At 72.2% G+C, this 12,375-nt stretch carries 13 protein-coding genes; 9 read left to right on the forward strand and 4 right to left on the reverse strand.

Annotated elements, in window-relative coordinates; all coding sequences use genetic code 11:
• Window positions 1–88 precede the first annotated feature (88 nt).
• Together FVE25_RS14165 and FVE25_RS14170 are read left to right on the forward strand one after the other, a co-directional pair.
• Window positions 89–718 (forward strand): hypothetical protein, encoded by a 630-nt coding sequence (locus FVE25_RS14165; protein WP_157247104.1) that lies wholly within the window; start codon window positions 89–91, stop codon window positions 716–718.
• A 32-nt stretch (window positions 719–750) separates the two neighbouring features.
• Window positions 751–1,512, forward strand: a complete 762-nt coding sequence (locus FVE25_RS14170) for an SDR family NAD(P)-dependent oxidoreductase (protein ID WP_157247106.1) — start codon at window positions 751–753, stop codon at window positions 1,510–1,512.
• Window positions 1,513–1,551: 39 nt separating this feature from the next.
• On the opposite strand, the gene FVE25_RS14175 is transcribed toward FVE25_RS14170, so the two are convergent.
• A complete protein-coding gene (locus FVE25_RS14175; protein WP_246267007.1) occupies window positions 1,552–2,160 on the reverse strand; it encodes a CGNR zinc finger domain-containing protein in 609 nt (202 codons plus the stop codon).
• Window positions 2,161–2,189: 29 nt separating this feature from the next.
• On the opposite strand from FVE25_RS14175, the gene FVE25_RS14180 reads away from it, so the two are divergent.
• The 4 genes from FVE25_RS14180 to FVE25_RS14195 are packed head-to-tail and all read left to right on the forward strand — an operon-like array spanning window position 2,190 to window position 4,379.
• Window positions 2,190–3,068, forward strand: a complete 879-nt coding sequence (locus FVE25_RS14180) for an SCO6745 family protein (RefSeq protein ID WP_157247108.1) — start codon at window positions 2,190–2,192, stop codon at window positions 3,066–3,068.
• Entirely contained in the window at window positions 3,068–3,586 is a 519-nt protein-coding gene (locus FVE25_RS14185; protein ID WP_157247110.1) for a GNAT family N-acetyltransferase, read from the forward strand. Before FVE25_RS14180 ends, FVE25_RS14185 begins: the two co-directional genes overlap by 1 nt.
• A 38-nt stretch (window positions 3,587–3,624) precedes the next feature.
• Window positions 3,625–3,948, forward strand: a complete 324-nt coding sequence (locus tag FVE25_RS14190) for an ArsR/SmtB family transcription factor (RefSeq protein ID WP_157247112.1) — start codon at window positions 3,625–3,627, stop codon at window positions 3,946–3,948.
• Window positions 3,945–4,379: an SRPBCC domain-containing protein gene (locus tag FVE25_RS14195; protein WP_157247114.1), complete on the forward strand. Its 435-nt coding sequence runs from the start codon at window positions 3,945–3,947 to the stop codon at window positions 4,377–4,379. The genes FVE25_RS14190 and FVE25_RS14195 overlap by 4 nt, the downstream gene beginning before the upstream one ends.
• Before the next feature lie 56 nt (window positions 4,380–4,435).
• Here FVE25_RS14195 and FVE25_RS14200 read toward each other — a convergent pair whose 3' ends face one another.
• From FVE25_RS14200 to FVE25_RS14210, 3 genes are all read right to left on the reverse strand, one after another.
• Window positions 4,436–5,758: an MFS transporter gene (locus FVE25_RS14200; RefSeq protein WP_157247116.1), complete on the reverse strand. Its 1,323-nt coding sequence runs from the start codon at window positions 5,756–5,758 to the stop codon at window positions 4,436–4,438.
• Between the two features lie 69 nt (window positions 5,759–5,827).
• Window positions 5,828–7,582: a sulfatase gene (locus FVE25_RS14205; RefSeq protein ID WP_157247118.1), complete on the reverse strand. Its 1,755-nt coding sequence runs from the start codon at window positions 7,580–7,582 to the stop codon at window positions 5,828–5,830.
• Window positions 7,579–8,136 carry a PadR family transcriptional regulator gene (locus FVE25_RS14210; RefSeq protein WP_181019588.1) on the reverse strand — a complete coding sequence of 186 codons (558 nt, stop codon included), beginning with the start codon at window positions 8,134–8,136 and terminating at the stop codon, window positions 7,579–7,581. The genes FVE25_RS14205 and FVE25_RS14210 overlap by 4 nt, the downstream gene beginning before the upstream one ends.
• 96 nt (window positions 8,137–8,232) lie before the next feature.
• Between FVE25_RS14210 and FVE25_RS14215 the strand changes: the two genes are divergently transcribed.
• The 3 genes from FVE25_RS14215 to FVE25_RS14225 all read left to right on the forward strand — a co-directional run bounded on the left by FVE25_RS14215 (window position 8,233) and on the right by FVE25_RS14225 (window position 12,374).
• Window positions 8,233–9,126, forward strand: a complete 894-nt coding sequence (locus FVE25_RS14215) for a formylglycine-generating enzyme family protein (RefSeq protein ID WP_246267008.1) — start codon at window positions 8,233–8,235, stop codon at window positions 9,124–9,126.
• A gap of 140 nt (window positions 9,127–9,266) precedes the next feature.
• Window positions 9,267–10,832 (forward strand): amidohydrolase, encoded by a 1,566-nt coding sequence (locus FVE25_RS14220; protein WP_157247124.1) that lies wholly within the window; start codon window positions 9,267–9,269, stop codon window positions 10,830–10,832.
• Between the two features lie 21 nt (window positions 10,833–10,853).
• The gene (locus FVE25_RS14225; RefSeq protein WP_157247127.1) at window positions 10,854–12,374 is read left to right on the forward strand and encodes an ABC transporter substrate-binding protein; all 1,521 of its coding nucleotides are present in this window, start codon (window positions 10,854–10,856) and stop codon (window positions 12,372–12,374) included.
• Window position 12,375 lies beyond the last annotated feature (1 nt).

Here is a 12,375-nt window from a genome sequence, read left to right on the forward strand (position 1 = left end):
ACCGCGTGCCCCCGCACGCGGTTTTCGTGTCTTACGAGCGTCTTACGGCAGGCGGCATTGACTCCCCGGTAAACCGAGGAGATCTGCCATGAGCCATACCACCCCCGCCCGCAGCCTCATCGCCGGAGCCGCCGCCGCCCTCGTGCTCGCCGCCGGAGGCGCCGGGATGGCCAGTGCCGCCGCCGCGTCCACCCCCACGCCCGCGCCCTCGGACACCTCCGAGACTCCGGCGCCCGGCGAGACGACGATCACGGCCACCGTCACCCCGACCCCGACCACCCCCGCCGAGCCGCCCAGGCGTGAGCGCCTGCGCGCCTTCGGCGGCATCCGCAGCGAGGTCGTCGTGCCCAAGGAGGGCGGCGGCTACCAGACCGTCGCCACCCACACCGGCGAGGTCACCGCCGCAGCCGCCGGCAGCATCACGGTCAAGAGCGAGGACGGCTTCTCCCGCACCTACGCCGTCGCCGACGACACCCGCGTCAACGCCGGGCCCCAGGGCGTGGCCGGCATCAAGACCGGCGACACCGTCCACGTCACCGCCGTCCTCGACGGGGAAGACGGCGAGAAGGGCACCGCCCAGCAGATCACCGACCTCACCCGTCCCGCGCCCGCCCAGCCCTGGGCGCACGGCCCGCTGCTGCCCGGCCCCATGCCGCCCGACGCCGTCATCACGAAGCGCCTGCCCGGGAAGCTGCCGGAGACCATCGGCGAGAACTGACGGTCGCGGGCCGCGCTGCTAGCTTCGGCTGGGTGTCCTCCTATCTGACCCAGTTGTTCTCCCTCGCCGGCCGACGCGCCCTCGTCACCGGCGGCAGTTCCGGCATCGGTTACGCCATGGCCGAGGCCATCGGCCGCGCCGGGGCCGAGGTCGTCATCGTCGCCCGCGGCCGGGACGCCCTGCGCGCGGCCGCCGACCGGCTGGCCGGGCACGGCGTCAAAGCCTCCTGGATCAGCGCCGACCTGGGCGTCCGCGCCGACGCCGACCGGGTCGCCGAGGAGTCCGGCGAGATCGACATCCTGGTCAACGACGCCGCCAACAACATCCGCAAACCCATGGCCGAGCTCACCGACGCGGACTACGAGCAGACCGTCGCCGTCAACCTCACCGCCCCCTACCTGCTGGGCCGGCGCCACGGCCCGCGCATGGCCGCCCGCGGCTGGGGCCGCATCATCAACGTCGGCTCCCAGCAGACCAACAGCGCCTTCGGCGACAGCGGCGTGTACGGCGCGGCCAAGGCGGCCATCGCCGGCCTGACCCGCTCCCAGGCCGAGGCGTGGTCGCCGCACGGCGTCTGCGTCAACACGATCATCCCCGGGTTCGTGCTCACCCCGCTGACCGAGCCCGCCCAGTCGATCCCGGGGCGCGTCGAGGCCATGGCCGCCCGCCACATGTGCGGCCGCAACGGCGTGCCCGCCGACTTCGCGGGGGCCGCCGTCTTCCTCGCCTCCGACGCCGCCGCCTTCGTCACCGGGCAGCAGCTCTACGTGGACGGCGGCTTCTCGGTCCACTGATCCGCCTTCACGCCTTCACGCCTTCACGCCTTCACGCCTTCACGCCTTCCCGGCCCCTCGCCGGGCCCGGTAGGCGGCGGCCTTGGCACGGTTCTGGCAGGCCAGGCCGCAGAAGCGCCGTGAGGCGTTGCGGGTGGTGTCGAAGAAGACCAGCTCGCACCCCTGCGCCCGGCAGGTGGCCAGCCGCTCGCCCTGGCCCACCCCGATGACCATGGCCAGCGCCGTGCCCGCGTCCGCGGCCATCGCCCCCGACCGGCCGGCGCCGGGCGCGTGGAAGGCCAGCACCGGCGGCTGCCCGGGCTCCGCGTGGAGGTTGGGCACCGCGCCCTGCCGCAGCAGCAGCGCGTTGAGCTCGGCCACGCCCGCGACCGGCCCGGGCCCGAACGCGGGCCGCAGGCCGGCGGCCGCCTCTCCCAGCAGGCCGGTGTCGAGCGGCTCGGCCTGACCGGGGGCGCGCGGTGGGTGGTGGTGGGCACGCCACTCCTCCAGGGCGGGTTCCAGCGGGGCCGGGACCGTCCGTGCCCTGCCCTGGGCCTGCTCGACCGCGAGGGTGTTCACCAGGACGACGGCCAGCTCCGCCCACCGCCCAACATAACTGTCTATTTGGGATTGACCAGTGATGCGCCACGGCTCTATCGTCACTGTCATCCCCCTATTAGACAGTGAGGAAGTGGGTCATGTCCACGTTTCCCCGGCTCGCGCGCAGCATGTGGCACCAGCTCGAGCCCGTCCACGCCGCCGTCTACTTCGCCCCCCACGCCTTCGCCCGCGCCGCCGAGCTCGGCTACGACATCGACTCGCGCTGGCCCAGCTACTTCGCCTGGCGCACCGCCCCGCTGGGCGCCGCGGGAGCGCACCTGGTCAGCGCGCACTACTACAGCTTCAGCCCCGCGATGATCGCCTCCTACGTGCCCGCCATCTGGCGCACGGCCTCTCCCGCCGACGTGCTGAGTGCCCGGCTGGAAGCCGTCGACCGCCTCTACCGCGACTGGCTCGGCGACCACCTGGACACGCCGGAACTGCGCGAGGCGGCCGGCCTCGCGCAGGCCGCGGCGGAGAGCGCGCAGACGCCCGGCCGCCCGCTGGCCGCCGCCAACCTCGACCAGCCCTGGGCCGAGGCGCCGCACCTGCGGCTGTGGCAGGCCGCGACCGTGCTGCGCGAGCACCGCGGTGACGGCCACCTCGCCGCCCTGCAGGCCGCCGGGCTCGACGGCTGCGAGGCGCTGGTGTCCTTCGCCGCCATCGGCGCCGCGCCGGCCGAGACGTTCGCCGGGCGCGGCTGGAGCGAGCAGGAGTGGACGGCCGCCGCCGTACGCCTGCGCGAACGCGGCCTCCTCGACGCAGACGGCCAGGCCACCGCGGCCGGGCGCGAGCTGCGCGACCAGGTGGAGCGCATGACCGACGACCTGGCCGCGGGACCGTGGCGGGCGCTCGGGACCGAGCGCGCCGAACGGCTGGCCCAGCTCAACGGGCCGGTGCTCGGCGCCGTCTTCCAGGCCGGAGTGCTGCCCATGACCAGCACGCTCGGCATCGCCACCGTCAAGGCGCCCTACTGATGATCGAACGCCTGACGCCGGCGCGGGCGCGCGCCCGCGCCGGCGAGCTGACGGGCCTCTACCGCGAGGCGTTCCGCGCGCCGCCGTGGAACGAGGACGAGGCGGCGGTGGCCGCGTTCGGCGAGCGGCTGCGCGCCGACACGCGCAGGGACGCCTTCGTCGCGGTCCTGGCCGTCGAGGAGGGCCGGCCCTGCGGCTTCGGTACGGCGTGGCGCACCCCCGCCCCCTTCCCCCGGGACCGCTCCTACGGCGAGCTGCTGGCGGCGCTCGGCCCCGAGGAGGTCAAGCGATCGCTGATCGGGGCGCTGGAGGTGGACGAGCTGGCCGTCGCCCCGCACGCCAGGGGCCGCGGGCTGGCCGGCAGGCTGCTGGCCGAGCTGTGCGCGGGCGAGCCGCGCTGCTGGCTGCTGACCTCGGCCGAGGCGCCGGACGCCGTCGGGCTGTACGAACGGCTCGGCTGGCGGCGGCTCAACGAAGCGGGGAAGGTGATCGCCTTCACTCGCCGGGGTGAGGGATAATCAATGGCGTCAAACGTCAACGGCCAAGGGCGGAGACGGTGAACGACCTCGACGCGACGCTGGCGGCGCTGGCGGATCCCACCCGGCGCAAGGTGGTCGACCTGCTGCGCGAGGGCCCCAAGCCGGCCGGTGAGCTGGCCGAGGCGGTCCAGATGAGCGCGCCCGCGCTCAGCCGGCACCTGCGGGTGCTGCGCGCCGGCGGCCTCGTGCACGCCCAGAGCGGCGACACCGACGGCCGGATGCGCCTGTACTCCCTGCGCCCCGAGCCCTTCACCGCCCTGCATGCCTGGCTGGACCAGGTGCAGGCGTTCTGGGCCGAGCAGCTCGGCGCGTTCAAGGATCACGTGGAGCGCAGCCGATGACCGACTCCGTCCGGGTCAGCGTCACCGTCCCCGCCGACCCCGGCACCGCGTTCCGGGTGTTCACCGACGAGATCGACGACTGGTACGTCCGCGGGCCGTACAGCTGGGTGAACCCCGAGCTGGCGGCCGGGATCAGGTTCGAGGACGGGTACCTGCGCGAGGTCTGGAAGGACGGCGGGCACGTCGACACCGGCCGCGTCCTCGCCTGGGAGCCGCCGCACCGGGTGCTCTGGGCCGATCTGCTCAACGACGGGGCCATGGAGATCGAGGTGGAGTTCCGGGCCGTGACGGGCGGGACCGAGGTGGTGCTCGTGCACCGGGGGCTCGACACGCTGCCGCCGGACGTGGCGGGGCGGATCCGGCGCGGGTATGCCTGGCAGATCGGGCTGCGGTGGTATGCGGAGAACGGCCGGTTCGGCAGCCTCGGCTGATCGCATCCCCGCGTGGACACGGTCGTGGTGGCGGTCCCGCCGTCCCGGTGTCTTCCTCAGTGAACCCCGCGTATCCAGTCCTCGCGGCGGGCGTCCAGGTCGGCCTGGACGCGGGCCACGTCGCGGGCGTAGGGCCGGTAGAGCAGCGTGAGGAAGAGCCCGTTGGCCACCATGAGCACGACCAGGACCCACAGGAACACCTGCCGGAGCCCGATCAGGTCGCCGAGGAAGCCGGCGCCCAGGCTGAAGGCGGCCCAGGCGATCGCCTCGAAGATCGAGATGTAGATGGCGAAGGCGGCGCCGCGCAGCTCGGGCGGGGTGATGGCCATGACCATGGGCCGGTTCACGCCGGGGTTGACGCCCTGCATGGCGCCCATCAGCCCGAAGAACGCGGCGAAGGGCACGATGGAGCCGTAGGAGATCTGGGTGCCGAGGACGGCGGCGATCGCGAAGCCGAACTGGGCCGCCTGCAGCACCGCGACCAGGCCGTAGCGGGGGCTGCGCCGTACCGCCCAGTCCCCGGCGAAGCCGCCGGCGATGTTGCCCAGGAAGTAGCCGACGCCGAAGGGCAGCAGCACGACGGAGGCGGTGGCCGTGCTGAAGCCGAACACGTCCACCAGGTAGACCACGCCGAACGTGCCGACGAGCAGGTGGCCGGAGAGCATGCGGGAGCCGAGGAGGATGAGGAAGCTGGGGATGCGCAGCAACGCCAGCGCCCGGCCCCAGGTGAGCTCGCCGGCGCGGGCGGCCGGGTCGAGGCCGGCCAGCTGCCGTTCGGCCGCGCCGGTGCCGGGGTCGCGGAACCACACCCAGATGGCCAGGCCGAGCAGGACGTTGAACGCCCCGACGCCCCACAGGCCCCAGCGCCAGCCGTCGTCCACGTTGGCGAGCTGGCCCTTGACCGGGCCGAGGACGGAGCCGATCAGGGCGATCACCCCGTACAGCAGGCCGACGGCCCGGCCGCGGGCGGAGTCGTCGAACAGGTCCCCGATGACCTCGGTGATGATCGGGTGGGCGGCGGCGTATCCGGCGGCGAGGATCGTGTAGAAGACGAGCAGCTGGGCGAAGTTCTGGGAGAACCCGGCGGCGATGCCCCAGACGCCCCACAGGCCGGTGGCGAGCACCAGGACGCCCTTGCGGGACCAGCGGCGGGCCGCCCACACCCACAGCGGCCCGGTGACCACGCCGACGATCTTGCCGGCGGCGGTGAGGATGCCGAGCGCGCCGAGCGAGAGCCCGAGCGCCTGCCTGATCACCGGGAACAGGCTGTTGACCAGGCTGGCCTCGGTGCTGTCGACGAGCATGGCGCCGCCGAGCAGCGAGAGCTGCCGCCAGCGTCCGCGGATTCCCACGGGGGGTTGTTCGATAGTCTGAGCCATCGCGCCACCTCTTTCTGTGCGGAGGAGGAAGGTGTTCGCCGGTGACGGGGATGCCGCCCCGTCACCGGCTCAGAGCTCGGCGAGCTCGGTGGCGATCGCGCGCAGCCGGTCGGGCGGGAGAACGCCGCCCGCCATCGCCGCGAGATCGATCAGGGGTGTGCCGCGCACGAACTGCAGCAGTTCGGAGTCGAGCAGGCCGGGCACGTGCCGGCGCAGCACCTCCACGGCCACGGGGTCGCCGATCAGCGCGGTGAGCGGGGTGCGCAGGGAGAGCCTGCCCTCGGGGTAGTCCTCCGGCCTGGGGAGTTCCTGGGCGGCGCGGGCCGCCTGGTCGCGCTGGGCGCGCACCAGCAGGTGCTCGGTGGTGACCGGGCCGGTGACGGGCAGGCCGAGCCGTACGAACTGGGAGGGCGGCGCGTCGTTGGCGCGCATCAGCTCCACGAGCAGGCCGGCCATGCGCAGCTCGGCGTCGTCGTCGGTGACGGGCGCGCGCTGGCCGGGGTCCTGCTCCAGGTCGAACAGCAGCGTGCCGAAGTGGTGGGCGTTGACGAAGGTACGGCCCGGCACGCGTATCGTGCGCACGCCCTTGGTGAACGTGAACGGCTCGGCCAGGGAGATGCCGGACAGTTCGGCCGGGGAGAAGCGGCCGCGCATGTGCGTGGGCATGAGCGTGTGCTCCTCCAGGGGCGTGTTGTCCGGGGAGACGGGGGCGCGCATGTAGACGTGGCGGCCGTCGGTGACGTTGACGTGGCCGCCGTGGATGCCGAACAGCCCGGCGTGCCGGGTCTGCGCGGAGCTCAGGGGGATGCCCTGCATGTCGCCCGGGCGCTCGAGGCCGAAGAACTCCAGCAGCGTGGGCGCCAGGTCGATGGTCTGCACGAGGTTCTCGCGGCGCTCGCCCGCGGCGCCGGTGCGCGGGTCCCACTGGAACAGCGGCAGGTGGACCAGCTCGTTGTACCAGGGCTGCACCGACTTGCCCCACCAGCCCTTCTCCCCCAGCAGCAGCCCGTGGTCGGTGCAGACGATCAGCAGGGTGTCCGCCCACAGGCCGAGCTCGTCCATGGCGTCCAGGACCCTGCCGAGCGAGTGGTCGCACATCGACAGCAGCGCGGCGTACTCGTAGCGGGCGTGCTGGACCTGGTCCGGGGTCTCGGTGACGCGCTTGTAGTCGGGCCAGTCGAAGTGCGGGCCGGCGTAGTCGTGCGGGTAGAGGTCCTTGAAGCGCTGGTGGCTGAAGAACGGCTCGTGCGGGTCGAACGTCTCGATCTGGACGAACCACCGGTCCTGGGCGGCGTTGGCGCGCACGAACTCCAGGCCGGCGTCGAAGGTGCGGGTCTGGGGGTGGCGCTCCTCGGTGTCCATGTGCTGCCGGTTGACCCAGTCCTGGCGGTAGACGGCGTGCCGCATGGTCTTGAGGTCGTCGGGGATCTCCGGGTCGGCCACCTGGCCCTTCCACGCGTCGCCCTCCTGGCCGCGGAAGAACTCCCAGGTGTTGTAACGGCCGTGGTAGGTGGCGCCGCCGTCCTCCCAGTAGTGCGGGTGGTCGCTGACCAGGTGGGTGTAGACGCCGCTCTGCTTGAGCAGCTCGGGCATCGAGTCGTCGAACGGTTCCAGCGGCCCCCAGCTGCGGTGCAGGAAGTTGTGGCGGCCGGTGTGCATCTCGCGGCGGGCGGGCATGCACGGCATCGAGCCCGCGTAGCACCGGTCGAAGGTGGTGGCGCGCTCGGCGAGCCTGGCGAAGTTGGGCGCGTGCGTCCAGTCGCCGCCGTAGGGCGGCAGCATGCGCCGGTTGAGACTGTCGAACATCACCATGATCGCTTTCATCGGCCCTCCAGCCAAGCCTCGGTCTCCTCCAGCCAGGCCACCCACGCGTCCGCCGCGGCCGCGCCGCCCTCGTGCATGCGGTCGAAGACCTCCTGCGCCAGCGCCTGGTCGAGCTCGGGCAGCGCGTCCTCGAAGCGCAGCGTGCGGTCGCGGTGGCGGCTGCGGGCGATCTGCTCGCGCCGGTAGGCCAGCTCCGTGCGGAGCATGTCCAGCGCCGCCTGCCGGTCGAGCGCCGCCGCGAAGCCGAACCTGGCCGTGAAGTCGGCGTCCTGGAATCGGCTGGGCGGCTCGTACGGCGAGCGCACCCACTCCAGCAGCACGCGCCGCCCTTCCGGGGTGAGCCGGTACACCTTGGCGTCCGGCCGCCCTTCGCGCTCGTCCACCTCGAACTCCACCCAGCCGTCGGCCGCCATCCGGCCGAGCAGCCGGTAGATCTGGCTGTGGTGGGCGCGCGAGCGCACGAACTGTCCCTCGACCTCAAGCCATTTGCGCAGGTCGTAGCCACTGAACGGACGACCGGCCAGCAGTGCGAGCAGGACGTGGTCAAACCTCACGGAGACTCCTATGTGCAAGTGCACTTATGTGAGTTGATTCATATACTTCGCAGCATGAAGCCGTCAACGCCCTGTTGCACACCCGTAACCGGCCCGGTGTCCGAGCCCCGGGCCGCGATCACGCCGTCCGCCGCGCCGGTCCCCCACGACGACGTCGCGATCCCGGGGGGTTCGTTCCTCATGGGCGACGCCTTCGCCGAGGGTTATCCCGCCGACGGCGAGACGCCCGTGCACCTGGTACGGCTGCCGCCGTTCCGCATGGACGCGACGGCGGTGACGGCGGGCATGTTCGCGGCCTTCGCCCGGGAGACCGGGTACCGCACCGACGCCGAGCGGGCGGGGTCCTCGGCGGTCTTCCACCTGGCGGTGGCCGCTTCCCGGAGCGACGTCCTGGGCGTCGATCCGGCGGCGCCGTGGTGGGTCACCGTGCGCGGGGCCGATTGGCGGCACCCCTTCGGCCCGTTGTCGCGGGCCGAGGACGGCCACCCGGTCGTGCACGTGTCCTGGCACGACGCGGCGGCCTACTGCGCGTGGGCCGGGCGGCGGCTGCCCACCGAGGCGCAGTGGGAGTACGCCGCCCGGGGCGGGCTGGCCGGGCGGCGTTTCGCCTGGGGTGACGAGCTGCTGCCGGAGGGCCGCTGGATGTGCAACATCTGGCAGGGGCGCTTCCCATCGGACAACACCGCGGAGGACGGCTGGCCGGCCACCGCACCCGTGCGCGCCTACCCGGCGAACGGATACGGTCTACACGAAATGTCCGGAAATATATGGGAATGGTGTGCCGACTGGTTCGACGTCGCGTTTTATGGCCGGTCTCCGGTCATGAGTCCTACCGGCCCCGGCACCGGCGAGCGCCGCGTGATCCGGGGCGGGTCGTACCTGTGCCACGACTCCTACTGCCACCGCTACCGGGTCAGCGCCCGCTCGGCCACCACCCCCTCATCCAGTTCGGGCAACTGCGGTTTCCGCACGGTGAAACCGGCCGGCTGAGCGCCGTCCGGGTGACCGGTCAAGCGCATTCCGGTTCGCAATCGATTGCACAGTACTTCTCCCCAGCTAGAGCGTCAATCGTGGCAAAAGCGAGCGCAAACGATTGACAGAAGGGGCGCATTGGTCAGAGACTCGCCGCCATGGACCTGCTGCTCACCAACGGCAAGATCACCACTCTGGCCGCGGACGGAACCACCCCGCCGGAGGTCGAAGCCCTGTGGCTGGCCGGCGGCCGGGTCGCCGCGGCCGGCCGTACCGACGAGGTCACGGCAGCCGCCGGGGACACCGCAGAGGTGGTCGACCTGGGCGGGCGGCGGGTGGTGCCCGGGCTCATCGACAGCCACACCCACTTCGTGCGGGCCGGGCTCACCTGGAACGACGAGATCCACTGGGTGAACGTCACCACGCTGGCCGAGGCGCTCGCCCTGATCGCGCGGGCGGCCCTCGACCGGCCCAAGGGCACGTGGATCCAGGTGATCGGCTGCTGGCATCCCGACCAGTTCGCCGAGCGCCGGGCGCCCACCCGCGACGAGCTCGACGCGGCGGCGCCCGAGCACCCGGTCTACGTCCAGTTCGCCTACAGCTGGGCGATGCTCAACTCCGCCGGAATGCGCGCCATGGACCTGGAGCGCGCCGAGAAAGAGGGCGTCGACGTCGTGGACGGCGTGTTCCGCGGCATGGCGGCGATGCGCTGGGCCTACTGGCAGTTCCCCGTCCCCACGCTCGAGCAGCAGGCCGCCTCGACCGCCGCCGCCTCCCGGGCCTTCAGCGCGGCGGGCATCACCGGCCTCATCGACGGCGGCGGCGCCAACACCGGCCCCGACAGCTACGCGGCGCTGTACGAGACGTGGCGGCGCGGCGAGCTGACGGTGCGGGTACGGCCGACCGTCCACGCCTCCAAACCCGGCGCCGAGCAGGAGGAGCTGCCCGGATACCTGAGGTACCTGCAGCCGGGCTTCGGCGACGGCATGCTCAAGGTGCTGGGCATGGGCGAGGTCATCCACTACAACGTGCACGACGTGTTCAGCCGGGCCCCCGACCTGTCGCCCGCCTCGCTGGCGGCGCTGGGCGAGCGCTTCCGCGAGGCGGCGGACAAGGGCTGGCCGCTGCAGATCCACGCCATCAGGACCGACACCCTGGAGGCGGTCATCTCGCTCTGGGAGCAACTGGACGCCCCCATCGGCGAGCTGCGCTGGTCGATCGTGCACGGCGAGGGCCTGACCCCGGACCTGGTCGCCCGGGTCGCCGCGCTCGGCGTGGGCGTGCTGGTCCCGGCGATGCTCCGCTTCGAGGGCATGGAGCTCGCCGAGGCGTGGGGCGACGTCTCCCACGCCCCGCCGCTGCGCGCCCTGCTGGACGCCGGGGTGCCGCTGGGCGGCGGGACCGACGCCATGCGCGTCGCCTCCTACCTGCCCTTCACCGCCCTGCACTGGTACGTGTCGGGCAAGGAGATCGGCGGCCGCCGCATCAGGGCGGCCGGCAACTTACTGACCAGGGAAGAAGCGCTGCGCATCTACACGCACGGCGCCGCCTGGTTCAGCTTCGAGGAGCACGAGCGGGGACGGCTCCAGCCCGGGATGCGCGCGGATCTGACCGTGCTCGACCGGGACTACTTCACCATCCCGGAGGACGAGATCCCGCAGATCGGGGTCGAGCTCACCGTGGTGGACGGCCGCCGGACCTGGACCGGCCGATCGTTTGCGTAACCGTGTGATGGGAGCCGCCACATGTCCCGCTCATTGACCGTCGTCACCCTGGCCACCGCCGTCCTCCTCACCGGATGTTCCGGTGCGGACACCGGCCCCGCTCCCGCCGCTCCCGCCTCCGCCGGCGCGAACTCGGGAACGATCCGCTTCGGCGTCGGATTCACCCTCGACGACTGGGATACCTTCAACAAGCCCAACAACACCTTCATCTCCGCGGTGTTCGAGCAGCTCGTCGAGCTGGCCCCGGACGGCGTGACCCTGCAGCCGCGCCTGGCCACGGAGTGGAAGCAGACGCCCGAGCAGGTGGAGTTCACCCTGCGCGAGGGGGTGACCTTCCACGACGGCACCCCGTTCGACGCCGAGGCGGTGAAAGCCAACCTCGAGCGCGTCCGCGACAGCCCCAGCCAGTACGCGCCCATCATGGGCCCGGTGGCCGCCGTCGAGGTCGTCGACCCGACGCACCTGGTCCTGAAGCTCAAGCGGGCCGCGCCCACGCTCCTGCCCGAGCTGGCCAGGAGCGGCGGCTACATGCTCAGCCCCAAGACCATCAAGGACAAGACCTTCCAGAAGCAGCCGGCCGGCACCGGCGCCTGGAAGCTCAACCCGGGCGAGACGGTCCAGGACGCCAAGGTCGTCCTCGACGCCTACCCCGGCTACTGGGACAAGTCCGCCACCGTCGCCAAGCGGCTGGAGATCCACACGGTCAGCGACGACAACGCGGCCATCAACGCGTTGTCCACCGGCCAGCTCGACGTGATCTCCGTCTCGCCCGCGATCAAGGCCCAGGCCGACGCCCAGGGCTTCAAGACCCTGTGGTACCCGGCCCTGCGCTACCACTTCCTGTTCTTCGACCGCAAGGACGTCTTCGCCGACGCGAGGGTACGGCAGGCCGTCTGCTCCTCGCTCGACACCAAGGCCCTCATCGACGGCCAGTTCGAGGGCCTGGGCGAGAGCTACGACCAGCGCTTCGACCAGGGCACGCCGGGCCACGACCCGGCGGTCAAAGCCTGGCCGCGCGACATCGCCAAGGCCAAGAGCCTGCTGGCCGCGGCCGGCAAGCCCAGCCTGTCCTTCACCTTCCCGATCTACAACGAGCTGGAGCCGATGGCGGAGCTGATCCGCAGCCAGCTCGGTGAGGCGGGCATCACCGTCAAGATCGAGAAGATGTCGGTGCCGCAGTTCTTCTCCACCTTCGACGTGGGCAAGTTCCCCGCGGCCTACAACACCAGCAACTCCGAGACGCCCGGCGTCTACGACTACTACGCCTACCGCTTCGCCAAGAAGGGCGTCGGCAACCCGTTCCAGGCCGCCGCGCCCGAGCTGGACGAGCTGGCCGAGAAGGGGCTGGCCGAGAAGGACCCGGTCGCCCAGGAGAAGGTCTGGCAGCAGATGACCAAGCTCATCCACGACCAGGCATACGACTGCGGCTTCTTCAGCCGGCCGATCGTCTTCGCCTGGGACCCCAAGAAGGTGGACAACATCGTGCCCACCCGCTCCGAGCCGTCGGTCTTCCGGTACCGGGAAGCGAAGGTGACCGGCTGAG

Source organism: Nonomuraea typhae, assembly GCF_009760925.1.
Taxonomy (GTDB): domain Bacteria; phylum Actinomycetota; class Actinomycetes; order Streptosporangiales; family Streptosporangiaceae; genus Nonomuraea; species Nonomuraea typhae.

Bases quoted from the DNA above. Each gene is read 5' to 3' on its own strand.
- FVE25_RS14175 (WP_246267007.1), bottom strand. From the start codon at position 2,160: ATGACAGTGACGATAGAGCCGTGGCGCATCACTGGTCAATCCCAAATA.
- FVE25_RS14225 (WP_157247127.1), top strand. From the start codon at position 10,854: ATGTCCCGCTCATTGACCGTCGTCACCCTGGCCACCGCCGTCCTCCTC.
- FVE25_RS14200 (WP_157247116.1), bottom strand. From the start codon at position 5,758: ATGGCTCAGACTATCGAACAACCCCCCGTGGGAATCCGCGGACGCTGG.
- FVE25_RS14205 (WP_157247118.1), bottom strand. From the start codon at position 7,582: ATGAAAGCGATCATGGTGATGTTCGACAGTCTCAACCGGCGCATGCTG.
- FVE25_RS14220 (WP_157247124.1), top strand. From the start codon at position 9,267: ATGGACCTGCTGCTCACCAACGGCAAGATCACCACTCTGGCCGCGGAC.
- FVE25_RS14185 (WP_157247110.1), top strand. From the start codon at position 3,068: ATGATCGAACGCCTGACGCCGGCGCGGGCGCGCGCCCGCGCCGGCGAG.
- FVE25_RS14165 (WP_157247104.1), top strand. From the start codon at position 89: ATGAGCCATACCACCCCCGCCCGCAGCCTCATCGCCGGAGCCGCCGCC.
- FVE25_RS14195 (WP_157247114.1), top strand. From the start codon at position 3,945: ATGACCGACTCCGTCCGGGTCAGCGTCACCGTCCCCGCCGACCCCGGC.
- FVE25_RS14180 (WP_157247108.1), top strand. From the start codon at position 2,190: ATGTCCACGTTTCCCCGGCTCGCGCGCAGCATGTGGCACCAGCTCGAG.